This is a genomic window from Pseudalkalibacillus sp. NRS-1564 (genome assembly GCF_050467905.1).
GTDB lineage: Bacteria > Bacillota > Bacilli > Bacillales > Guptibacillaceae > Guptibacillus > Guptibacillus hwajinpoensis_B.
In genome coordinates this window covers 111,378-126,738 of sequence record NZ_JBITPM010000018.1, presented here as the reverse complement: position 1 = coordinate 126,738, position 15,361 = coordinate 111,378, and the positions used below count along the sequence as shown (strand labels likewise).

Genomic DNA, 15,361 nt, shown 5'->3' with positions numbered 1-15,361 from the left:
TAGGTTCATCTATTATAGAGAAGAGATTCGATTTATCATCGGAGGTTGAAGATATGCCAGTTCAAGAATCGATCATTGAACAGGAAGTTCAAATGATTGGGAAGCAGCTAGAAGCAAGAAAGTTAGATATTGCCAAAGGCTTACTTAAGCCAGGCGCTGATAACGCAGAAGCATTGCAATTACATACTGAGCTTGTTCAGCTTTGCGCAGATGCGATTCTAAGTGGTTTAGAAACAACAATGCCGCGATTAACAAAGTGGGGAAGAGACACGGGGAAGGTTGCCGTTCAATACGGCTCTGAGTTAGATCAGTCACTAAAAAATACTTCAGAAGTTCGACAGGCTATTTGGTCGGTGGTTGAACTTGTGACGATCGAAGCGAATCATACTGTCCAAAGTGTTTTTAGAGTAGGGAAAATCATTGATAACTTGCTTGATCATGCTGTTTATGCCTATAGCACAGCATACGTGGAATCATTTAAGAATACCCTTAGCCATGCACAGGAAGTTTTTCTTGAGCTATCTGTACCGGTTGTTCCGATTCTTGATGGTGTTGCAGTATTACCAATTGTTGGCGATATTGATACGCATCGTGCGAGTCTTCTGATGGAAACAGCTCTAAGAGAATCAACTGAAAAACGATTAACGCATTTATTTATTGATCTTTCTGGCGTAACCATCGTGGATACGATGGTCGCAAATAACATCTTTAACATTATTTATTCACTTGAACTTCTAGGAGTGAAAGGGATTTTGGCAGGTATAAGACCAGAAGTTGCTCAAACAATGATTCATCTCGGAATCGATTTTTCTTCCATCCAAACACATAGTACGTTAAAACAGGCTCTTGCTAAGCATATTTTTTAAGAATAGATGAGCAAGATTATACTAAATAATCCATAATGTAATGCTGTCCAATACGGGCAGTATTTTTTTGTACTAACGAAAAAATTGGAATGTTTTTTTAAAGTAAAATCGATTGACGTTGAAGTCAATCGCTAATAAAATGGTCTCGAAAAATCTTAGTAAGATCCTCTCTTCCAAAAGTATGAACATGTCGTCTCAAAGGACAGGCGGTATGCAACGCCTGATTGGCTTAGCCAGTCAGAAGAGGGAATTAAGATGCTTTCTCTAAGCGTCATGCTATCAGATTTTCTTTATTTTTAGTGGAAGGGAGGAGGTCGTAATGTTTTATCGAATTACGGTTTATCTTCTAGGTATGTTTATTAACTTCTTTGGTGTTGCACTAGTTATTCATGCAACGCTTGGCGCAGGATTTTGGACTTCGTTCTTTATAGGTCTTTCCGATTTAGCTGGGTTAACAGTTGGTTTCTGGTATGGTTTATTTCAAATACTGGTTATATTCCTAAATGGGAATTTAATGAAACAAAAGCCAGAGTATGGAGCCATCTTACCAATTATATTAGAAAGTTTTATTTTGGACTTCTGGTTAGAGATTGTATTTTCATCCGTTCAGTTAGCATCAGCACCGCTGATGGCAAAAATAGCGATTCTTATTGCAGGGATGGGAGCGATTGGGCTAGGAGTGGCCATCTATATATTGCCACAGTTTCCACGTGCACCGTTTGATCAGCTATTTCTCGTTATTAGCTCTAGATTTAATCTTAGCTTACAAATGGGACAGACAATTGTCGCCGTTGTTATGGCTTCGCTTGCTCTAATGATCGGAGGTCCTGTCGGCGTTGGGACCATTGCACTTGTATTTTTACTAGGCCCAATTATTCAGTTCTGGTATGAAAGAGCTTATCCGCTGTATTACGTGCTATACCCAGCGCAAGCACCACATGAAGAATATTTATAAAATCATATGTTAAAGGCGCTTTTGTGAAAAACAGAAGCGTCTTTTTTATAGATAGAGGCCTTTCCTTTTATTTCGACTTTTGCGAAATCTAAAACACGGGTATAACCATTCTGGGAGGGATAAACTGATGAAGAAAATAATTAATCAACCAGATGACGTTGTAAGCCAAATGCTAGACGGAATGGTGAAAGCACATCCCGAATCTTATCAAAGACTGGAAGGTACAACGGTCCTCGTCAGAAAAAATCTTTCGGATAACAAAGTAGGTATTGTTAGCGGTGGAGGAAGTGGACATGAACCTGCACATGCGGGATTCGTTGGAGAAGGTATGCTTGATGCAGCTGTTAGTGGAGAAGTGTTTACGTCCCCTACACCAGATCAGATGTTAGAAGCGATTAAGGCGGTTGATCAGGGGGCTGGAGTTCTCCTTATTACAAAGAATTACACTGGTGATGTTATGAACTTTGAAATGGCAGCCGAGATGGCGGAGGACGAAGGCATAAATGTCGAACAGGTGATTGTTAATGATGACGTTGCGGTAGAGGATAGTACTCATACGACAGGTCGAAGAGGCGTAGCAGGAACTATTTTCGTTCATAAGATTGCAGGGGCAGCTGCACAAAAAGGTAAAACATTGGAAGAAGTGAAAGCGCTTGCTGAGGAAGTGGTTCAAAATGTCAGATCAATGGGCGCAGCGCTTCATCCGGCCCAGGTTCCTGGCTCAGGAAATCCAGGATTTGATATTAAAGAAAATGAAATGGAGCTTGGGATTGGTATTCATGGTGAGCCTGGGATGGAAACGATCGGACTGGTTTCGGCCGATGAATTGGCAGAGCGTCTTGTAGAAGAAGTACTACCCGAACTACAACTAAAACAAGGCGATGAAATAGCGGTCATTGTGAACGGAATGGGAGCAACTCCTTTAATGGAGCTGTACATTCTAAATAATCGTATTCATGATCTCTTAAAGGAAAAAGGCATTAAATCGGAATTGACGTTAGTTGGCAACTATATGACTGCCCTTGAAATGGCAGGTGCTTCTTTAACAGTTCTAAAATTAACGAATGAACTAAAGAAATACGTGACAAACCCATGTCAGACGATTGCATGGACGATAAACGACTAAGGAGGGTCATGTATGTTTACAGCAGAGATGGCTAGACAATGGATCAAAGAGTCTGCTAAAAAGATAGAATCGAATAAAGAACAGCTAACTGATCTTGACCAGGTACTGGGTGATGGAGATCATGGGCTTAACATGACAAGAGGCTTTAAGGCGGCTGTCGAACAGCTGAATGAAGAGACGGATGAACCAGGGAAAGTACTGAAGGCTGTTGGAACGAGTCTGTTGTCTAAGATAGGCGGTGCTTCAGGACCGCTTTACGGCACTCTTTTCATGAAAGCTGGAAATCAGTTAGAAGGAACAGAAGTGCAGATTAGCGACCTTTCTTCAAGTCTTCGAGTTGGCGTGGATGGAATGAAGAAACGAGGTAAGGCTGAGCGTGAAGAGAAGACGATGATCGACTTACTTGAACCTGTAATTGAGTTAATGGAAGAGAAGGGAAATGAGCTTACACCTGCTCATTTGATCGACAAGGCGAAGGAAGCGCTTGAGCATGTAAAAGAGTATGAAGCCAAGAAAGGCAGAGCGGCTTACTACAAAGAAAAATCAAAAGGTAAACAGGATGCGGGGGCGCAGTCTTCTTATTATCTAATAGAATCCCTTGCGACAGTTCTCGATAAGGACGGTGAAGCTTAATGGTCAGTCTTGTCCTAGTATCACATAGTCCTGATATTTCAAAGGGATTGAAAAAGATGCTAGATGAAGCACAGCCTGAAGTTACTGTGCTCGATGCTGGAGGAACAGATGATGGTGAAATGGGAACGAGTGCTATTAAGATTCAAACTTCTATTGAAAAGGCGGACCATGGCGATGGCGTCGTTATTCTCGTGGATTTCGGAAGCTCAGTCATGAATGCAGAGATGGCGATCGATTTAATAGAGGATGCTCATTCCGTCAAGATTGCAGATGCGCCATTGATTGAGGGCGCCTATAGTGCGGTAATGGAAGCTGGATTTGGCAAGTCACTAGATGAAGTGGTGAAATCAGCAGTTCATGCAAAAGATATGAAGAAAGTGCAGTGAAAAGAAGAATTGAAAAAAACAGCGCATCCGCCTGGATGCGCTGTTTTTCTAAATTTTAAGCGCCAGCCCATACGTCTTTCGCATATCGGCCGTCTCGCTCAAGTTCTTCTAGCCATTGAATCGCTTCTTGCTCAGTTGTTTCATACATTGATTGATAGCTTGTGATCATCGTTTGCTCAACTTCAGGAGCCATGTGGCTACCGTCGCCGCAAACGTACAAGCGTCCACCTTCTTTTAGAAGTGGGATAACATCTGTAGCGTTATCGGATACAAGATGTTGAACATACGTTTTTTCTTTTCCAGGGCAACGAGAGAAAGCAGTGTGAAGGGTAACAAGTCCATCTTTTTCAGCTTGCTCTAGCTCTTCCTGGTATAAGTAATCATGTTCAGGATTACGACAGCCGAAGTAGAGGTGAGCAGCACCAAGCTCGACTCCCTGCTTGCTTAATTCACGACGTGCTTGAATGAACCCTCTAAATGGCGCAATGCCAGTTCCAGGTCCAATTAAGACCATTGGTGTTTCTGGATCTTCTGGAAGCTGGAAGTTGGACTGTGGCGTGTTAATGAAGCAGGCCACTTTGTCACCAAATTCACGCGTTGCCAGGTAGTTAGAGGCAACACCTTTGTACTCTCCTTTACCATTCCATGCAGTGTCTCGAACGACACTAACAGTCATGCTCGCTTCTCGCTCTTTGTAAAGCGGAGAACTAGAAATGGAGTAGTAGCGAGCTTTCAATGGTGGAAGCAGTGCAATGAATCGCTCAAATGGAATCTCACAAGCCATGTACTCCTCAACGAGTTCAAGCATCGTAACGCGTTTCTCAAGAACTTCTTTTTTATATGTGTCATCTTCAAGTAATTGCTCGAGTTCCACAACATGCGGTGGGCAAACTGTATGTGCAGCTAGCGCACGTATTTGAGACCGAGTTGCTGGTTCTTGAAGCTCTACATAAGAAGAAAGAAGCTCTTGGAGTTTCACTGGTTTGTCAGTAGGAAGATGCGCTGCTTTACCAGAATCTCCAGTCAGTAGCACGTGATCATGACCATTTAAAGAGAAGCGTTCGAGAACGCGGTTAACCATGTTATCACTGTTTTGTGGAAGGATACCAACATGATCACCTTCCTGGTATGAAGCGCCATCTGGAAGCATAAGTTCAATGTGACGCGTGCTTCTGCCGCTCTCTGTATGCTGTAATTCTACATTTCGATTAATAATAGCAGTGAAAGCATGATGTGTTCTAGCGAGAGGCGTATCACTTACGCCACTCACGAAGCTCATAGAGATCGCGCTGTTTTCTGCGTTATTTTCATTTAGTTCTATATTCATCGCTTCTGCGAGATTAGGCCAAAGCGTTGCTTCCCATTTCTCATAATCGCCTTCAAAGTCATCACTTGCGTCGCCAAATCCAGTTTCAGCCATTCGCTTTGCACCTTTTTGAGATAATTGCTCGTCGATGAAAGAAGGAATACGTTGATAAGTGTTTGCCCAGTTACGGTCACCGCAACCAAATACAGCATATTGCACACCATTTACTGCTCCATCTTCCATCTCATCGAGCCACTGTACAAATTCATCCGCATTGTCTGGAGGATTTCCGTTATAGGAAGCAGACACAATCAGAACAGCCCCGTCCTGTGGAAGTTCATTCACAAAATCATTCAGTGGCCCAACTTGAGAGCTAAAGCCTTGTTGTCGACCAGTCTCAGCAAGGTCACGTGCAATTCCTTCAGCGGTGCCAAGGTTTGAACCATATAAGACAAAAAGAGGAGTGCCGTGCGCATTTTCAACGGGTGTTGGCGCAGTTTTCTTATCTTTTTGAACAGGCTCAGAAGCTTGAGTTACAAAAGAAATCGAATCTTTTCTTGGTTTCACCTTCATTTTCATGCCGTCAGGTTTTAGTGTTAATGTTTCTTTTACTTCTAGCTGATAATTCGCATGGTCAATCAGGTCGAAATTCTGGATGATCATACCAAGCAATAGCGTAGATTCATGAAGAGAAAACTGTTGTCCGATACAAGCACGCTGTCCATTACCAAATGGTTTAAAAGCATGCTGAGGGATAGATGATGGATCTTCAAATCGCTCTGGAATAAATGATTCGACATCTTCACCCCAGATGGATTTATCACGATGAAGTTCTGGTAAAAGAAGTGTGAAATCATCACCTTTTTTCACATCATATTCACCGTTTAACGTGGTGTCTTCTTTCGCATAAAGAGTAAACGCAGGAGCCGTTGGCCATAACCGAAGCGTTTCATTTAAAATCATTCGGACATATTTAAGCTGTTTCACTTGCTTATAGTCAGGAATGCCATCTCCAACAACGCGATCGACTTCTTCTTGGGCTTTTGCTAGTTTGTCAGGGTTGTTCATTAAGTAGTAAAGGGTAAATGAAAGCAAACCGCTGGTAGTTTCATGGCCAGCTATTAAAAAGGTGATGATTTGGAAACGAATGTTTTTATCATCAAGAGGTTCACCTGTCTCTGGGTCTTTTCCTTTTAACATATGAGAGAGAAGATCATCTTCACCCTGATCCCCGTTTTTCTTACGATCGGCGATTAAGTCATCGACAAGATTGAACATATAGTCAATGTCTTCTCGAAACTGCTTTTTAGATCTTACCATTAGCTTATCTTGAACACCGAGACGTTGTGATTGATTCATTGCTTCATCTAGCGCACGAACCATAGCATCGACAAATTCATGATTATTCTCTCTGTAGAAGCTATTAAAACGAAAGTCGAATCCACAAAGACCAATGGTATCAAGCGTTAAGCGAGTCATGTCTTCAGATACATCGACCTCTTCATCAGGATTCAATCGTGCCCATTTTTGAATAAGCTGTGTGGCAATATCAACCATTTTATTATGATAGCCCTTCATGGCCTGTTGGCTAAAGCTTGGTAGAAGAATATTATGGGCTTTTTTTCCAATTTGGTTCTTCCGTTTCGCTTGTAAATAGACCATCTCCACCGAAAGCACGAACTTTTTGGAGGGCAGGGCCTATTTTTTTGTCAAACCGCTTCTCGTCGGTAATTTCAGCGACAAGATCTGCGCTGGAAACGAATGTACTTGTGCGGCCAGGGAATTGAAATTGGTAGATTGGCCCGAATTCTTTTGCTAGCTTCATAAACGATTGAATAGGTTTTTCTTTATCAATAAGAGGAATGCTTCCTAAAGGTCCATATGTTCGGGGCTGTGGGAACGATTTCTTAGTAGTCATGTTTAAATCACCTCATCTATAAATTAGCGGAATGAACGTTCATTCATTTCGCTTTATGAAGAGCAAATGCTCTTCACGAATGTGATCTTACGGAATCCCATAAGCTATTCTCAATACCTGAAAGAAGCTCTGGATCGGGATGAAGTTCACCTGCTCTTACAAGATTCTGAAGTTCTAGAAAAGCTCCATAAAGGATCGCGATTAAGGCTTCAGAAGGTAGGTTTCGTATGACTGATTGTTGTTTACCAATATCAAAGAAGCTTCTTAATAGGTTAAGCAGCTGTGTGAAATCTTCCTGACTTTGACGATCTAGGAAGTGTGCGGCACTATGCTTTTTAATAAAATAGAGCGCATGTTCATTTTGATTTGTAAACAAAATCATGGCTTTAAATATATGGTGAAACTGATCACGAACGGACTGATGATAAGGAAATTGATCCTCAATCGTCTTTGTAAATGTTCGAACATAATCTTGAAAAAGGGTGTTAACGAGCACCTCTTTATTCTCAAAATAACGGTAGATCGTGCCAGCACCCACATTAGCTGAGGTGGCAATCATTGGCACGGTAGTCGCATCAAAACCTCGCTCAGCAAATAAAGCAAGAGCGCTTGTCATAATGTTTTCCCGCTTATTTTGGGTCGTCACAAGCATCCCCCTTTCTTACACAACATACGGAATGAACATTCATTCCCTTTCTATTTTAAACCTATTGGAAAAGCTTAACAATAAAGCAGAGGACCTAAAAAGATTGAAGATCTTGTTAACTAAAGGGTCTTAAAACCTATGAATATGCAAATGATTGGAAAAATAATCTTCTGAAACCATGATGTGGTATTTAAAGGGGATTATTTTTCCTTTAATGTCCCTCATCATAGAAGGGAGATTCTCAAGTCAAAGAAAGAGCCACTCTTCGGACGAAAAGTGGCTCTTTCTTTGAAAGTTATGTCATCGATCAATCGATTGGATCTTGAGCTTTTCCGTAACGCAGTACATCAATAATAGCCATGCCATCGCTTGGTTTACCAGAATCATTTCGATAAGGCATGAGAGAGAAGAAGATAAAGTAGATGGAGAAGTAAGTGAATTGATAGAAAAATAGGTCTACTGGAAGGACTTCCGCATAAATCAATGCGTTCATAATAAGGACGACAATGATGTTAAATAAACTACCTGCCGCATAGATGGCAACGTGTGCCCATGTCTTGTTATAAGTGAGATCCTCGTACTGACACCATCCTTCCATAAAGTACTTCTTTTTAACTTCTAGAGGTCCGATATTAAAAATGGTCTTGCCAGTGCCGATACAGAACTTAATTTTTCCTCCAAAAACCCTTGCAACAAGAACGTGACCAGCTTCATGTAGTAGAGTAATGATCGGTAATATAATGAAAAAGTTCACGAAGAACATTGGGATATCGCTTAAGGTAAACATGTAAAACCTCCAAAGTGGTATTGTGGTAAATATAAAGTGCTGTAAGAAAAGCGTTCCCGTATCTGATGTGTTTGTAACACGATTAGAAGATGTTCTATTTATCAAAAAGTTTAGCTTACGTAAATGATGGAGGTTAGAAAACAGTCATGTAGACGATCAAAACTAAACATTAGAAGGAATTCACCATATAAAAAGGAACGCCCTATGAAAGGCGTTCCATCGGAGCTTATTCAATAATTTGAAGTTCTTTCGGATACTTTGTTAATGTTTCATACCCTGTTTTCGTAACAAGAACATCATCTTCAATTCGAACTCCGCCTACTTCAGGTACATAGATGCCTGGTTCGATCGTATATGTCATTCCTTCAACTAGAAGAGAGTCGTTGTTTTCACTCATAGATGGATATTCATGAACTTCAATTCCAATTCCATGACCGATGCGATGAGGGAACTGTTCTCCATATCCAGCGTCTGCAATGATTTGTCTCGCCGTTTTATCAAGATCCCCAAGTCTTGTTCCAGGTTGAGAGATATTGAGCGTTTCAAGCTGAGCGTTCAATACGACATTATAAATTTCTTTTTGCTTTTCATTCACTTCTTTGTAAGCAACTGTTCGGGTAATGTCTGAACAATAGCCATCTAACACCACACCAAGATCGAATAAAACGAGGTCGCCTCTTTTTAACTTACGATCGCCTGGGTTACCGTGTGGCTGTCCAGCTTTTTCACCGAAAAGCACCATTGTTGAAAAGGACATTTCACGAATTCCTTTTTTCTTAAGTTCGTACTCAATCGTTGCAAGAACTTCCATCTCAGTACAACCTTCTTGGAGCGCTTTAACTCCCGTCTCAACTCCGAAGTCTGCTAGTTCAGCAGCTCTTCTTAGAATCTCTAATTCTTGTTCATCTTTAATCAAACGTAGTTCGTGAAGTTTCTCTTCAGCACTTGTGAATGAAACAGATGGATAACGTTTCATGATTTGTTCAGCGCGTCCATAAGAGAGGGTTTCTTTCTCTATAGCTACCTGATTCGCTTCTTTAATACCGCGACTCTTCAAGGCATTATGGATAAATTCCCATGGATCATCGGCATCTCCATGTCCGATAATCTCATGTTTCCATCCAGCATCTCTTGCTTGAGATACTTCCATACCCGGACAAACTAGAAATGGTTCTGCATCCGGGAAAATAAATAAACCTAATAGTCGTTCATGTGGTTCACATTCAAAGTTGGAAAGATAGAATACATTGGAAGAAGAGTGAACAAACGCAAAAGTTTGTTCAGTTTCTTCTAGCCAATTCGAAAAGTTCTCTAAACGATGATTCATTTTTTCACAACCTGTTCTCTAAAATTTGTATGACTACTGATTTATACAGACTTTGTTTTATTTGTCGTTAATAATGTTACGACAATTAATACGATAACTGCTACTGGAACAGCGAAAAGAACACTATTTAGTTCAAATGGTTTTGCAAGTGGGATTTCCCAAACAAGCGTTGTCACAACTCCGGCGATCATAGACGATACACCGCCATAAAGGTTGACACGCTTCCAGAAGAAGACAGCTAATACGGCAGGAGTAATACCAGCTCCGTAAACGGTATAAGCATACATTTGAACAGATAATACGGTAGGGAAGAAGCTAATAATGACATAAGCAAGAACCCCGAGGATGACGATGAACCATTTGGTCATGACTAACAGCTGCTTATCAGTCGCATCCTTTTTTAAATATTTTCCGTACAGATCATACGTGACGTTTGTAGCGGCGGAAAGAAGGTAAGAGTTACCTGTAGTGATAATAAAGGCTGTTGCTGCCGTTAATAAAATACCGCCGACAAACGTTGGCATCACGACAGTTGTTGCCATCAGTGCCATCCCTGGATCAATATCAGGGAAGATTGAACGTGCTGCAAAAGCGATTAAACTAATTGTTGGAGAAATCAGAAGCATCGCCACGAGCCAACCAATTTGGGCTTTTTTCGATGAACGATCTCCACTTGATGAAGCCAACCGCTGATACATGTTCTGGTCAGCCAATAATAGAAAGAGGGAAGGTAATAAATAACCTAATAATTGAATGTTCGATAACTGGCCGCTAAATGTTAAGTGTTCTTTTGGTACATTCGCCAGGATGCTGTCCCAACCACCAGCAATAACAAATATGGTTGGTAATGTGATACCTAGCCCGACAACCATTAAAATGGCACTTACAGCGTCAGTAGGAGCTACCGAGCGTAATCCACCAATCGTTGCTAGGAAGATGATCAGAGCAGCACCGATAATAGTACCTGTTTCAACTGAAATACCTGTTGTCAGATTCAGAATGAAGCCAAACCCTTTCATCTGATAGGAAACAATTCCTACATAGGCGAGAATAATGATAATGCCTGCCAGCGTCCTCGCGAATGAACCGTATTTCTCTTCAAGTATTGAAGATACTGTATATTTCCCAAATGCTCGGATTCTTGGAGCAATGATATAAAGAATCAAGATACCTACTATCGTTGGAATGGCCATTAGAAACGCCGGAATAATTCCATAGCTATACGCCATAGACGTTTCGCCACCTGAAATGCTTCCACTACCTGTCCAGGTTGCTAGCAGTGTACCCGTTAATACTAGAGCACCAAGTCCTTTACCAGCGAGAATAAAATCCTCACTATTCGACACTTTTTTAGAGAAATAAATTCCAAGTCCCACCATGAGAATGCCATAAGCAATAACAAACCATAGAAGGTTAGGATTGTGTGTAATTTCCATTACGTAAACGTCACTTCCTTGTCTTAGTTGTGTTTTTTCTTAGGTGCGCACCGTTAAATATGCTATCACAACAATTTGGGTATTAAAAAAAGTGGGAAATAATCTCTATGGAATACTTTGGGAATAAACCTGATGACAATCTAAATACATACTTCTTTCTTCACCTATTATTGGTTATTATTTGTATTTAATAGAAAACAATTCAAATAAAGTGGTTATATAGTACTGAATCGAAAAACTTTATAGATTAAATAAAAGCGCTATTATTTGGATTTTTACTATAATTTAAACAATTTAAGGATCGATAAACATGCGAATTGAAGTAAACACTAGAAAATGACGTTCTGTTAAGAGCTATTTATTGTGTTCAAGATTGAGAATAATGCAGAGCACTCTTTTTTTTCTTTAGAAGGGGAAAATGATGTTTTGGTGAACTAGTTATTCAGGGTATAAAGCAAGAAGGTTGATGAAAAGTTTAAAAAAGTTTATGATGAAATCAAATACCCTGCGGGGTAATTAACAATACGTTTTCGGGAGGATTAAATCATGTATTTACGTACTTTCTTTGATGAGAAATTGGCACAGTATTCTTATATGATCGGTTGTCAACGAACTGGTGAAGCGCTTGTGATTGACCCGGCGCGTGACGTGACACCGTATTTAGAAACAGCGAAAAAAGAAGGCTTTCATCTTGCGGCCGCAGCTGAAACGCATATACACGCCGATTTTGTATCAGGCGCTAGACAATTAGCTGAAAATCATGACGTGAAATTATATTTATCAGATGAAGGAGATCAAGACTGGAAATACGGTTATCTAGAAGGATTAAATGTCGAACTAGTAACGGACGGTTCGATTATTCGCGTTGGTCATGTAGAACTTCGCGTAATGCATACCCCAGGCCATACCCCTGAAAGCATTTCGTTCGAACTCACTGATCGTGGTGGTGGCTCGGAAGTACCAATGGGTATTTTCACAGGAGACTTTGTCTTTGTTGGTGATATTGGTCGACCAGATTTGCTTGAAAAAGCCGCAGGCGCTGTTGGCACAGCGGAAACTGGAGCGAAGGCGATGTTCCAATCACTTCAAAAATTTAAAGAGCTACCAGAATTTCTAACGGTTTGGCCAGGACACGGTGCAGGCAGTGCTTGTGGGAAATCTCTTGGTGCTGTGCCGCAATCAACAGTGGGCTATGAGCTCCGAAATAATTGGGCTTTGAAAGAAGAGAACGAAGGGGAATTCGTTAAAGAACTATTAAACGAACAGCCAGAAGCCCCAACATACTTTGCCGTTATGAAAAAGGTGAATAAAGAAGGACCTAACGTGTTATCAGGGGAAGAACTAGAAAAGATTATGAATGTTGATGAGTTCCGTGCGCTTGCATCGAAGGACAACACAACAATCGTTGATACACGTCCTGCACAGGATTTTGCAGATGGGCATATTGATGGAGCGATTAATCTTCCATTTAATAAAGCCTTTACGAATTGGTCAGGCTGGGTTCTAGATTATGATCACGATCTTCTCCTCATTGCAGACGATGAGCAGGAAGATGAGATTGTGAAGGCCTTACATTCGATTGGCATCGACCATATACGTGGCTATGCAAGTCCAGAACTTCTTTCCCAGTGGGACGATCTAGAGGGATATTCCTTTATCTCAACGGAACAATTGAATGATGTTTATGATAAAGACGATGTTTATGTTGTAGATATTCGAAAAGAAAATGAATGGAACGCAGGCCATATTCCTGGAGCTAATCATCACATGCTTGGCTATTTAGAAGATCAGGCGAATGACATTCCAGAAGATAAAACAATCGTCGTTCACTGTCAGTCTGGTACTCGTTCAGCAATCGGAACAAGTTTACTACAATCACTCGGTTTCAAGGACATTTTAAACTATAGCGGTGGCTTTGCTGCATGGGAAAAAGATGGAGATAAAATCGAAAAATAATCAAAAAAAGCGTAAAGCAGACACTGCTTTACGCTTTTTTCTTATGCACTCATTTCAGTTTCTAACGTAGCCGGCTTAGGCTTCATTAGCATTAATCCGATTCCTCCAGCACTAAGGACTGCTGCAACGAGGAACGGTGCGTGAGCTGATACTCCTTGACCAATCAAACCGGAAAGAACAGGAGCAATGGCAGCACCGAGCCAGCGGAGGAAGTTGTATCCTCCTGACGTAATGCTTCTTTCATATGGAGATACTTCCATAACGTAGCTTGTAAATAACGCGTTATTTAGTCCAGAAGCAAGACCTGAGACGATCACGACAGTAATCAGAAGAGGTGTTGATGGAACAACAAATAATAGTGCTAGTAAGATAGCAAAAATCAATAAGCTATACGGAAGAATCTTCTTAGGTAGAAACTTCTTCTCAAGCTGGTGACTTAATATGGCTGATCCATAGGCGAGCATTAATCCCCAGCCAAAGAAGACAAATCCAATTTGAATCGCATTAAGTCCGATAATTAGTGGCGTATAAGCCAGAACTACGAAAAATCCATAGTAATAAAGCATTGCTGCAAGAGCGGAAGTTAGGAATGGCTTGTATGAGAAAAGTCCTTTTAACTCACTCATTCCAACAGGTTTTCGTTTTTGTTTGCCATTTGGTTCAAACACAAAGAATAGAACAAGGCAGAATGCAGCTAGAATTAAGATGGACGTTGCAAAGAAAGGGAATCTCCATGAATAACCACCAAGAACACCACCTACAAGTGGTCCGCCCGCCATTCCAAGTCCAATAGCTGCCTCATAGTAGCCAACGGCTTTTTGCGGGTCTTTAGATAAAGCGATTAAAAGCGTCATGGCTGTCGCGAAGAACATAGAATTACCAAATCCCCAACCTGCTCTAAAAATAGATAGGCTTGCGATTCCATTTGAAAGAGCGCAAAGCAGTGCAAAGACCGTAACGATGAATAAACCAAATACCATCATGCGCTTATCACCAAATCGACTTGCAAAAATACCGGCTGGAATCATCATAATCGCCATTGTCAAAATGTAAGCAGTAAACAGCATTTCAACCTGCCAGTGGTTCGCTCCAATTTGCTCTGCGATCGTTGGAAGAATCGGATCGACAATCCCGATACCCATAAACGCAAGGAAGGTGGCGGCGATCGTTATCCATCTTTCTTTCGTGAATTTTTTTTCATTCATTCAACTTAACCTCCTATAAAAATCGTTCAAAAAGAACAACGGTTGTTATTTATACAACAAGTGTCGTAAAATATTGTAACAGAGTCATGAAATTGAGCAATAATCAAGTTTTCGATAAACGTTGTCTAAACGACGTGTTGTTAAATTTTGTTGAGAAAAAGTTTAATTTGGAGGAGATTTCTTATGAAAGAGAAAGAAGACCCACGTGTTACCCGAACACGAAAGCTCTTACAGGATGCGTTTATCCACCTAATGGCAGTAAAAGAATATGAGAAAATTACAATTGCTGATATTACTAAAGAAGCCACTGTTAATCGCGCTACTTTTTATTTGCATTATCAGGATAAAGAAGAGTTACTACTTCAAACGGTTGATGAAATGCTGAGGCAGCTTTTTGGCGAGGCGCTGACGATCCCACCTGGTAATTTACCAATTGATGATTTGCAACGATATATTGCAGAGCACATTTTCTCAAGCATTGCCGAATATGATAAGTTTTTTCACGTCATGTTAATCAAAAAAGGAATGCCGAACTTTCTTGATCATATGCGTAGCTTTTTCTTTGATTTCTGTGACAATCGAATTGCGAAAGGAAGGTTCGATCCTTTGCCGTTACCAAGTGAAGTCATCGCAAGCTATATCGCTTCTGCTTATACAGGTATGATTTCCTGGTGGCTTGAAAATGACATGCCCTACACACCAAAGGAGATGGCTGAGCAAATGATTCAGTTGAATCAGAAGGGACCAACTGGGATTTTGAAGATGCATGTGAGGAAGCGAGAGTAGGAGTACCTTCCTGAGCAAATTAAACATC

General features: G+C 40.8%; 12 protein-coding genes and 1 pseudogene. 7 read left to right on the top strand and 6 right to left on the bottom strand.

Annotation, left to right across the window (positions count from 1 at the left end):
• The first annotated feature begins 53 nt into the window (after nucleotides 1-53).
• The 5 genes from ACIFPW_RS09475 to dhaM all read left to right on the top strand — a co-directional run bounded on the left by ACIFPW_RS09475 (nucleotide 54) and on the right by dhaM (nucleotide 3,966).
• Nucleotides 54-866 carry an STAS domain-containing protein gene (locus ACIFPW_RS09475; RefSeq protein WP_430243757.1) on the top strand — a complete coding sequence of 271 codons (813 nt, stop codon included), beginning with the start codon at nucleotides 54-56 and terminating at the stop codon, nucleotides 864-866.
• A 319-nt stretch (nucleotides 867-1,185) separates the two neighbouring features.
• The gene (locus ACIFPW_RS09470) at nucleotides 1,186-1,821 is read left to right on the top strand and encodes a YczE/YyaS/YitT family protein (RefSeq protein WP_430243755.1); all 636 of its coding nucleotides are present in this window, start codon (nucleotides 1,186-1,188) and stop codon (nucleotides 1,819-1,821) included.
• Between the two features lie 127 nt (nucleotides 1,822-1,948).
• Complete coding sequence (gene dhaK / locus ACIFPW_RS09465) at nucleotides 1,949-2,947, top strand: dihydroxyacetone kinase subunit DhaK (protein WP_430243754.1); 999 nt, start codon at nucleotides 1,949-1,951, stop codon at nucleotides 2,945-2,947.
• A gap of 12 nt (nucleotides 2,948-2,959) precedes the next feature.
• Nucleotides 2,960-3,580 (top strand): dihydroxyacetone kinase subunit DhaL, encoded by a 621-nt coding sequence (gene dhaL / locus ACIFPW_RS09460; protein WP_430243752.1) that lies wholly within the window; start codon nucleotides 2,960-2,962, stop codon nucleotides 3,578-3,580.
• Nucleotides 3,580-3,966, top strand: coding sequence for a dihydroxyacetone kinase phosphoryl donor subunit DhaM (gene dhaM, locus ACIFPW_RS09455; protein WP_404682952.1), 387 nt, complete (start codon nucleotides 3,580-3,582; stop codon nucleotides 3,964-3,966). The genes dhaL and dhaM overlap by 1 nt, the downstream gene beginning before the upstream one ends.
• Before the next feature lie 55 nt (nucleotides 3,967-4,021).
• On the opposite strand, the pseudogene ACIFPW_RS09450 reads toward dhaM, so the two are convergent.
• The 5 genes and pseudogenes from ACIFPW_RS09450 to ACIFPW_RS09430 all read right to left on the bottom strand — a co-directional run bounded on the left by ACIFPW_RS09450 (nucleotide 4,022) and on the right by ACIFPW_RS09430 (nucleotide 11,386).
• Nucleotides 4,022-7,190, bottom strand: a pseudogene (locus tag ACIFPW_RS09450) (bifunctional cytochrome P450/NADPH--P450 reductase).
• 73 nt (nucleotides 7,191-7,263) lie between these two features.
• Nucleotides 7,264-7,836 carry a TetR/AcrR family transcriptional regulator gene (locus tag ACIFPW_RS09445; RefSeq protein WP_430243751.1) on the bottom strand — a complete coding sequence of 191 codons (573 nt, stop codon included), beginning with the start codon at nucleotides 7,834-7,836 and terminating at the stop codon, nucleotides 7,264-7,266.
• A 307-nt stretch (nucleotides 7,837-8,143) separates the two neighbouring features.
• Complete coding sequence (locus ACIFPW_RS09440) at nucleotides 8,144-8,623, bottom strand: site-2 protease family protein (protein ID WP_430243749.1); 480 nt, start codon at nucleotides 8,621-8,623, stop codon at nucleotides 8,144-8,146.
• Nucleotides 8,624-8,849: 226 nt separating this feature from the next.
• Nucleotides 8,850-9,950, bottom strand: coding sequence for a M24 family metallopeptidase (locus tag ACIFPW_RS09435; RefSeq protein ID WP_430243747.1), 1,101 nt, complete (start codon nucleotides 9,948-9,950; stop codon nucleotides 8,850-8,852).
• 41 nt (nucleotides 9,951-9,991) lie between these two features.
• Nucleotides 9,992-11,386 (bottom strand): sodium:solute symporter family protein, encoded by a 1,395-nt coding sequence (locus ACIFPW_RS09430; RefSeq protein ID WP_430243746.1) that lies wholly within the window; start codon nucleotides 11,384-11,386, stop codon nucleotides 9,992-9,994.
• A 546-nt stretch (nucleotides 11,387-11,932) separates the two neighbouring features.
• On the opposite strand from ACIFPW_RS09430, the gene ACIFPW_RS09425 reads away from it, so the two are divergent.
• The gene (locus tag ACIFPW_RS09425) at nucleotides 11,933-13,342 is read left to right on the top strand and encodes an MBL fold metallo-hydrolase (protein ID WP_430243744.1); all 1,410 of its coding nucleotides are present in this window, start codon (nucleotides 11,933-11,935) and stop codon (nucleotides 13,340-13,342) included.
• A 41-nt stretch (nucleotides 13,343-13,383) separates the two neighbouring features.
• On the opposite strand, the gene ACIFPW_RS09420 is transcribed toward ACIFPW_RS09425, so the two are convergent.
• The gene (locus ACIFPW_RS09420) at nucleotides 13,384-14,547 is read right to left on the bottom strand and encodes an MFS transporter (protein WP_430243742.1); all 1,164 of its coding nucleotides are present in this window, start codon (nucleotides 14,545-14,547) and stop codon (nucleotides 13,384-13,386) included.
• A 183-nt stretch (nucleotides 14,548-14,730) separates the two neighbouring features.
• On the opposite strand from ACIFPW_RS09420, the gene ACIFPW_RS09415 reads away from it, so the two are divergent.
• Nucleotides 14,731-15,333, top strand: a complete 603-nt coding sequence (locus ACIFPW_RS09415) for a TetR/AcrR family transcriptional regulator (protein WP_430243740.1) — start codon at nucleotides 14,731-14,733, stop codon at nucleotides 15,331-15,333.
• The last annotated feature ends 28 nt before the right edge of the window (nucleotides 15,334-15,361 follow it).

What these genes read in the sequence shown, in the direction of transcription:
- ACIFPW_RS09475 (WP_430243757.1), top strand. Translation starts at nt 54, where the DNA reads ATGCCAGTTCAAGAATCGATCATTGAACAGGAAGTTCAAATGATTGGG.
- ACIFPW_RS09470 (WP_430243755.1), top strand. Translation starts at nt 1,186, where the DNA reads ATGTTTTATCGAATTACGGTTTATCTTCTAGGTATGTTTATTAACTTC.
- dhaK (WP_430243754.1), top strand. Translation starts at nt 1,949, where the DNA reads ATGAAGAAAATAATTAATCAACCAGATGACGTTGTAAGCCAAATGCTA.
- dhaL (WP_430243752.1), top strand. Translation starts at nt 2,960, where the DNA reads ATGTTTACAGCAGAGATGGCTAGACAATGGATCAAAGAGTCTGCTAAA.
- dhaM (WP_404682952.1), top strand. Translation starts at nt 3,580, where the DNA reads ATGGTCAGTCTTGTCCTAGTATCACATAGTCCTGATATTTCAAAGGGA.
- ACIFPW_RS09440 (WP_430243749.1), bottom strand. Translation starts at nt 8,623, where the DNA reads ATGTTTACCTTAAGCGATATCCCAATGTTCTTCGTGAACTTTTTCATT.
- ACIFPW_RS09435 (WP_430243747.1), bottom strand. Translation starts at nt 9,950, where the DNA reads ATGAATCATCGTTTAGAGAACTTTTCGAATTGGCTAGAAGAAACTGAA.
- ACIFPW_RS09430 (WP_430243746.1), bottom strand. Translation starts at nt 11,386, where the DNA reads ATGGAAATTACACACAATCCTAACCTTCTATGGTTTGTTATTGCTTAT.
- ACIFPW_RS09425 (WP_430243744.1), top strand. Translation starts at nt 11,933, where the DNA reads ATGTATTTACGTACTTTCTTTGATGAGAAATTGGCACAGTATTCTTAT.
- ACIFPW_RS09420 (WP_430243742.1), bottom strand. Translation starts at nt 14,547, where the DNA reads ATGAATGAAAAAAAATTCACGAAAGAAAGATGGATAACGATCGCCGCC.
- ACIFPW_RS09415 (WP_430243740.1), top strand. Translation starts at nt 14,731, where the DNA reads ATGAAAGAGAAAGAAGACCCACGTGTTACCCGAACACGAAAGCTCTTA.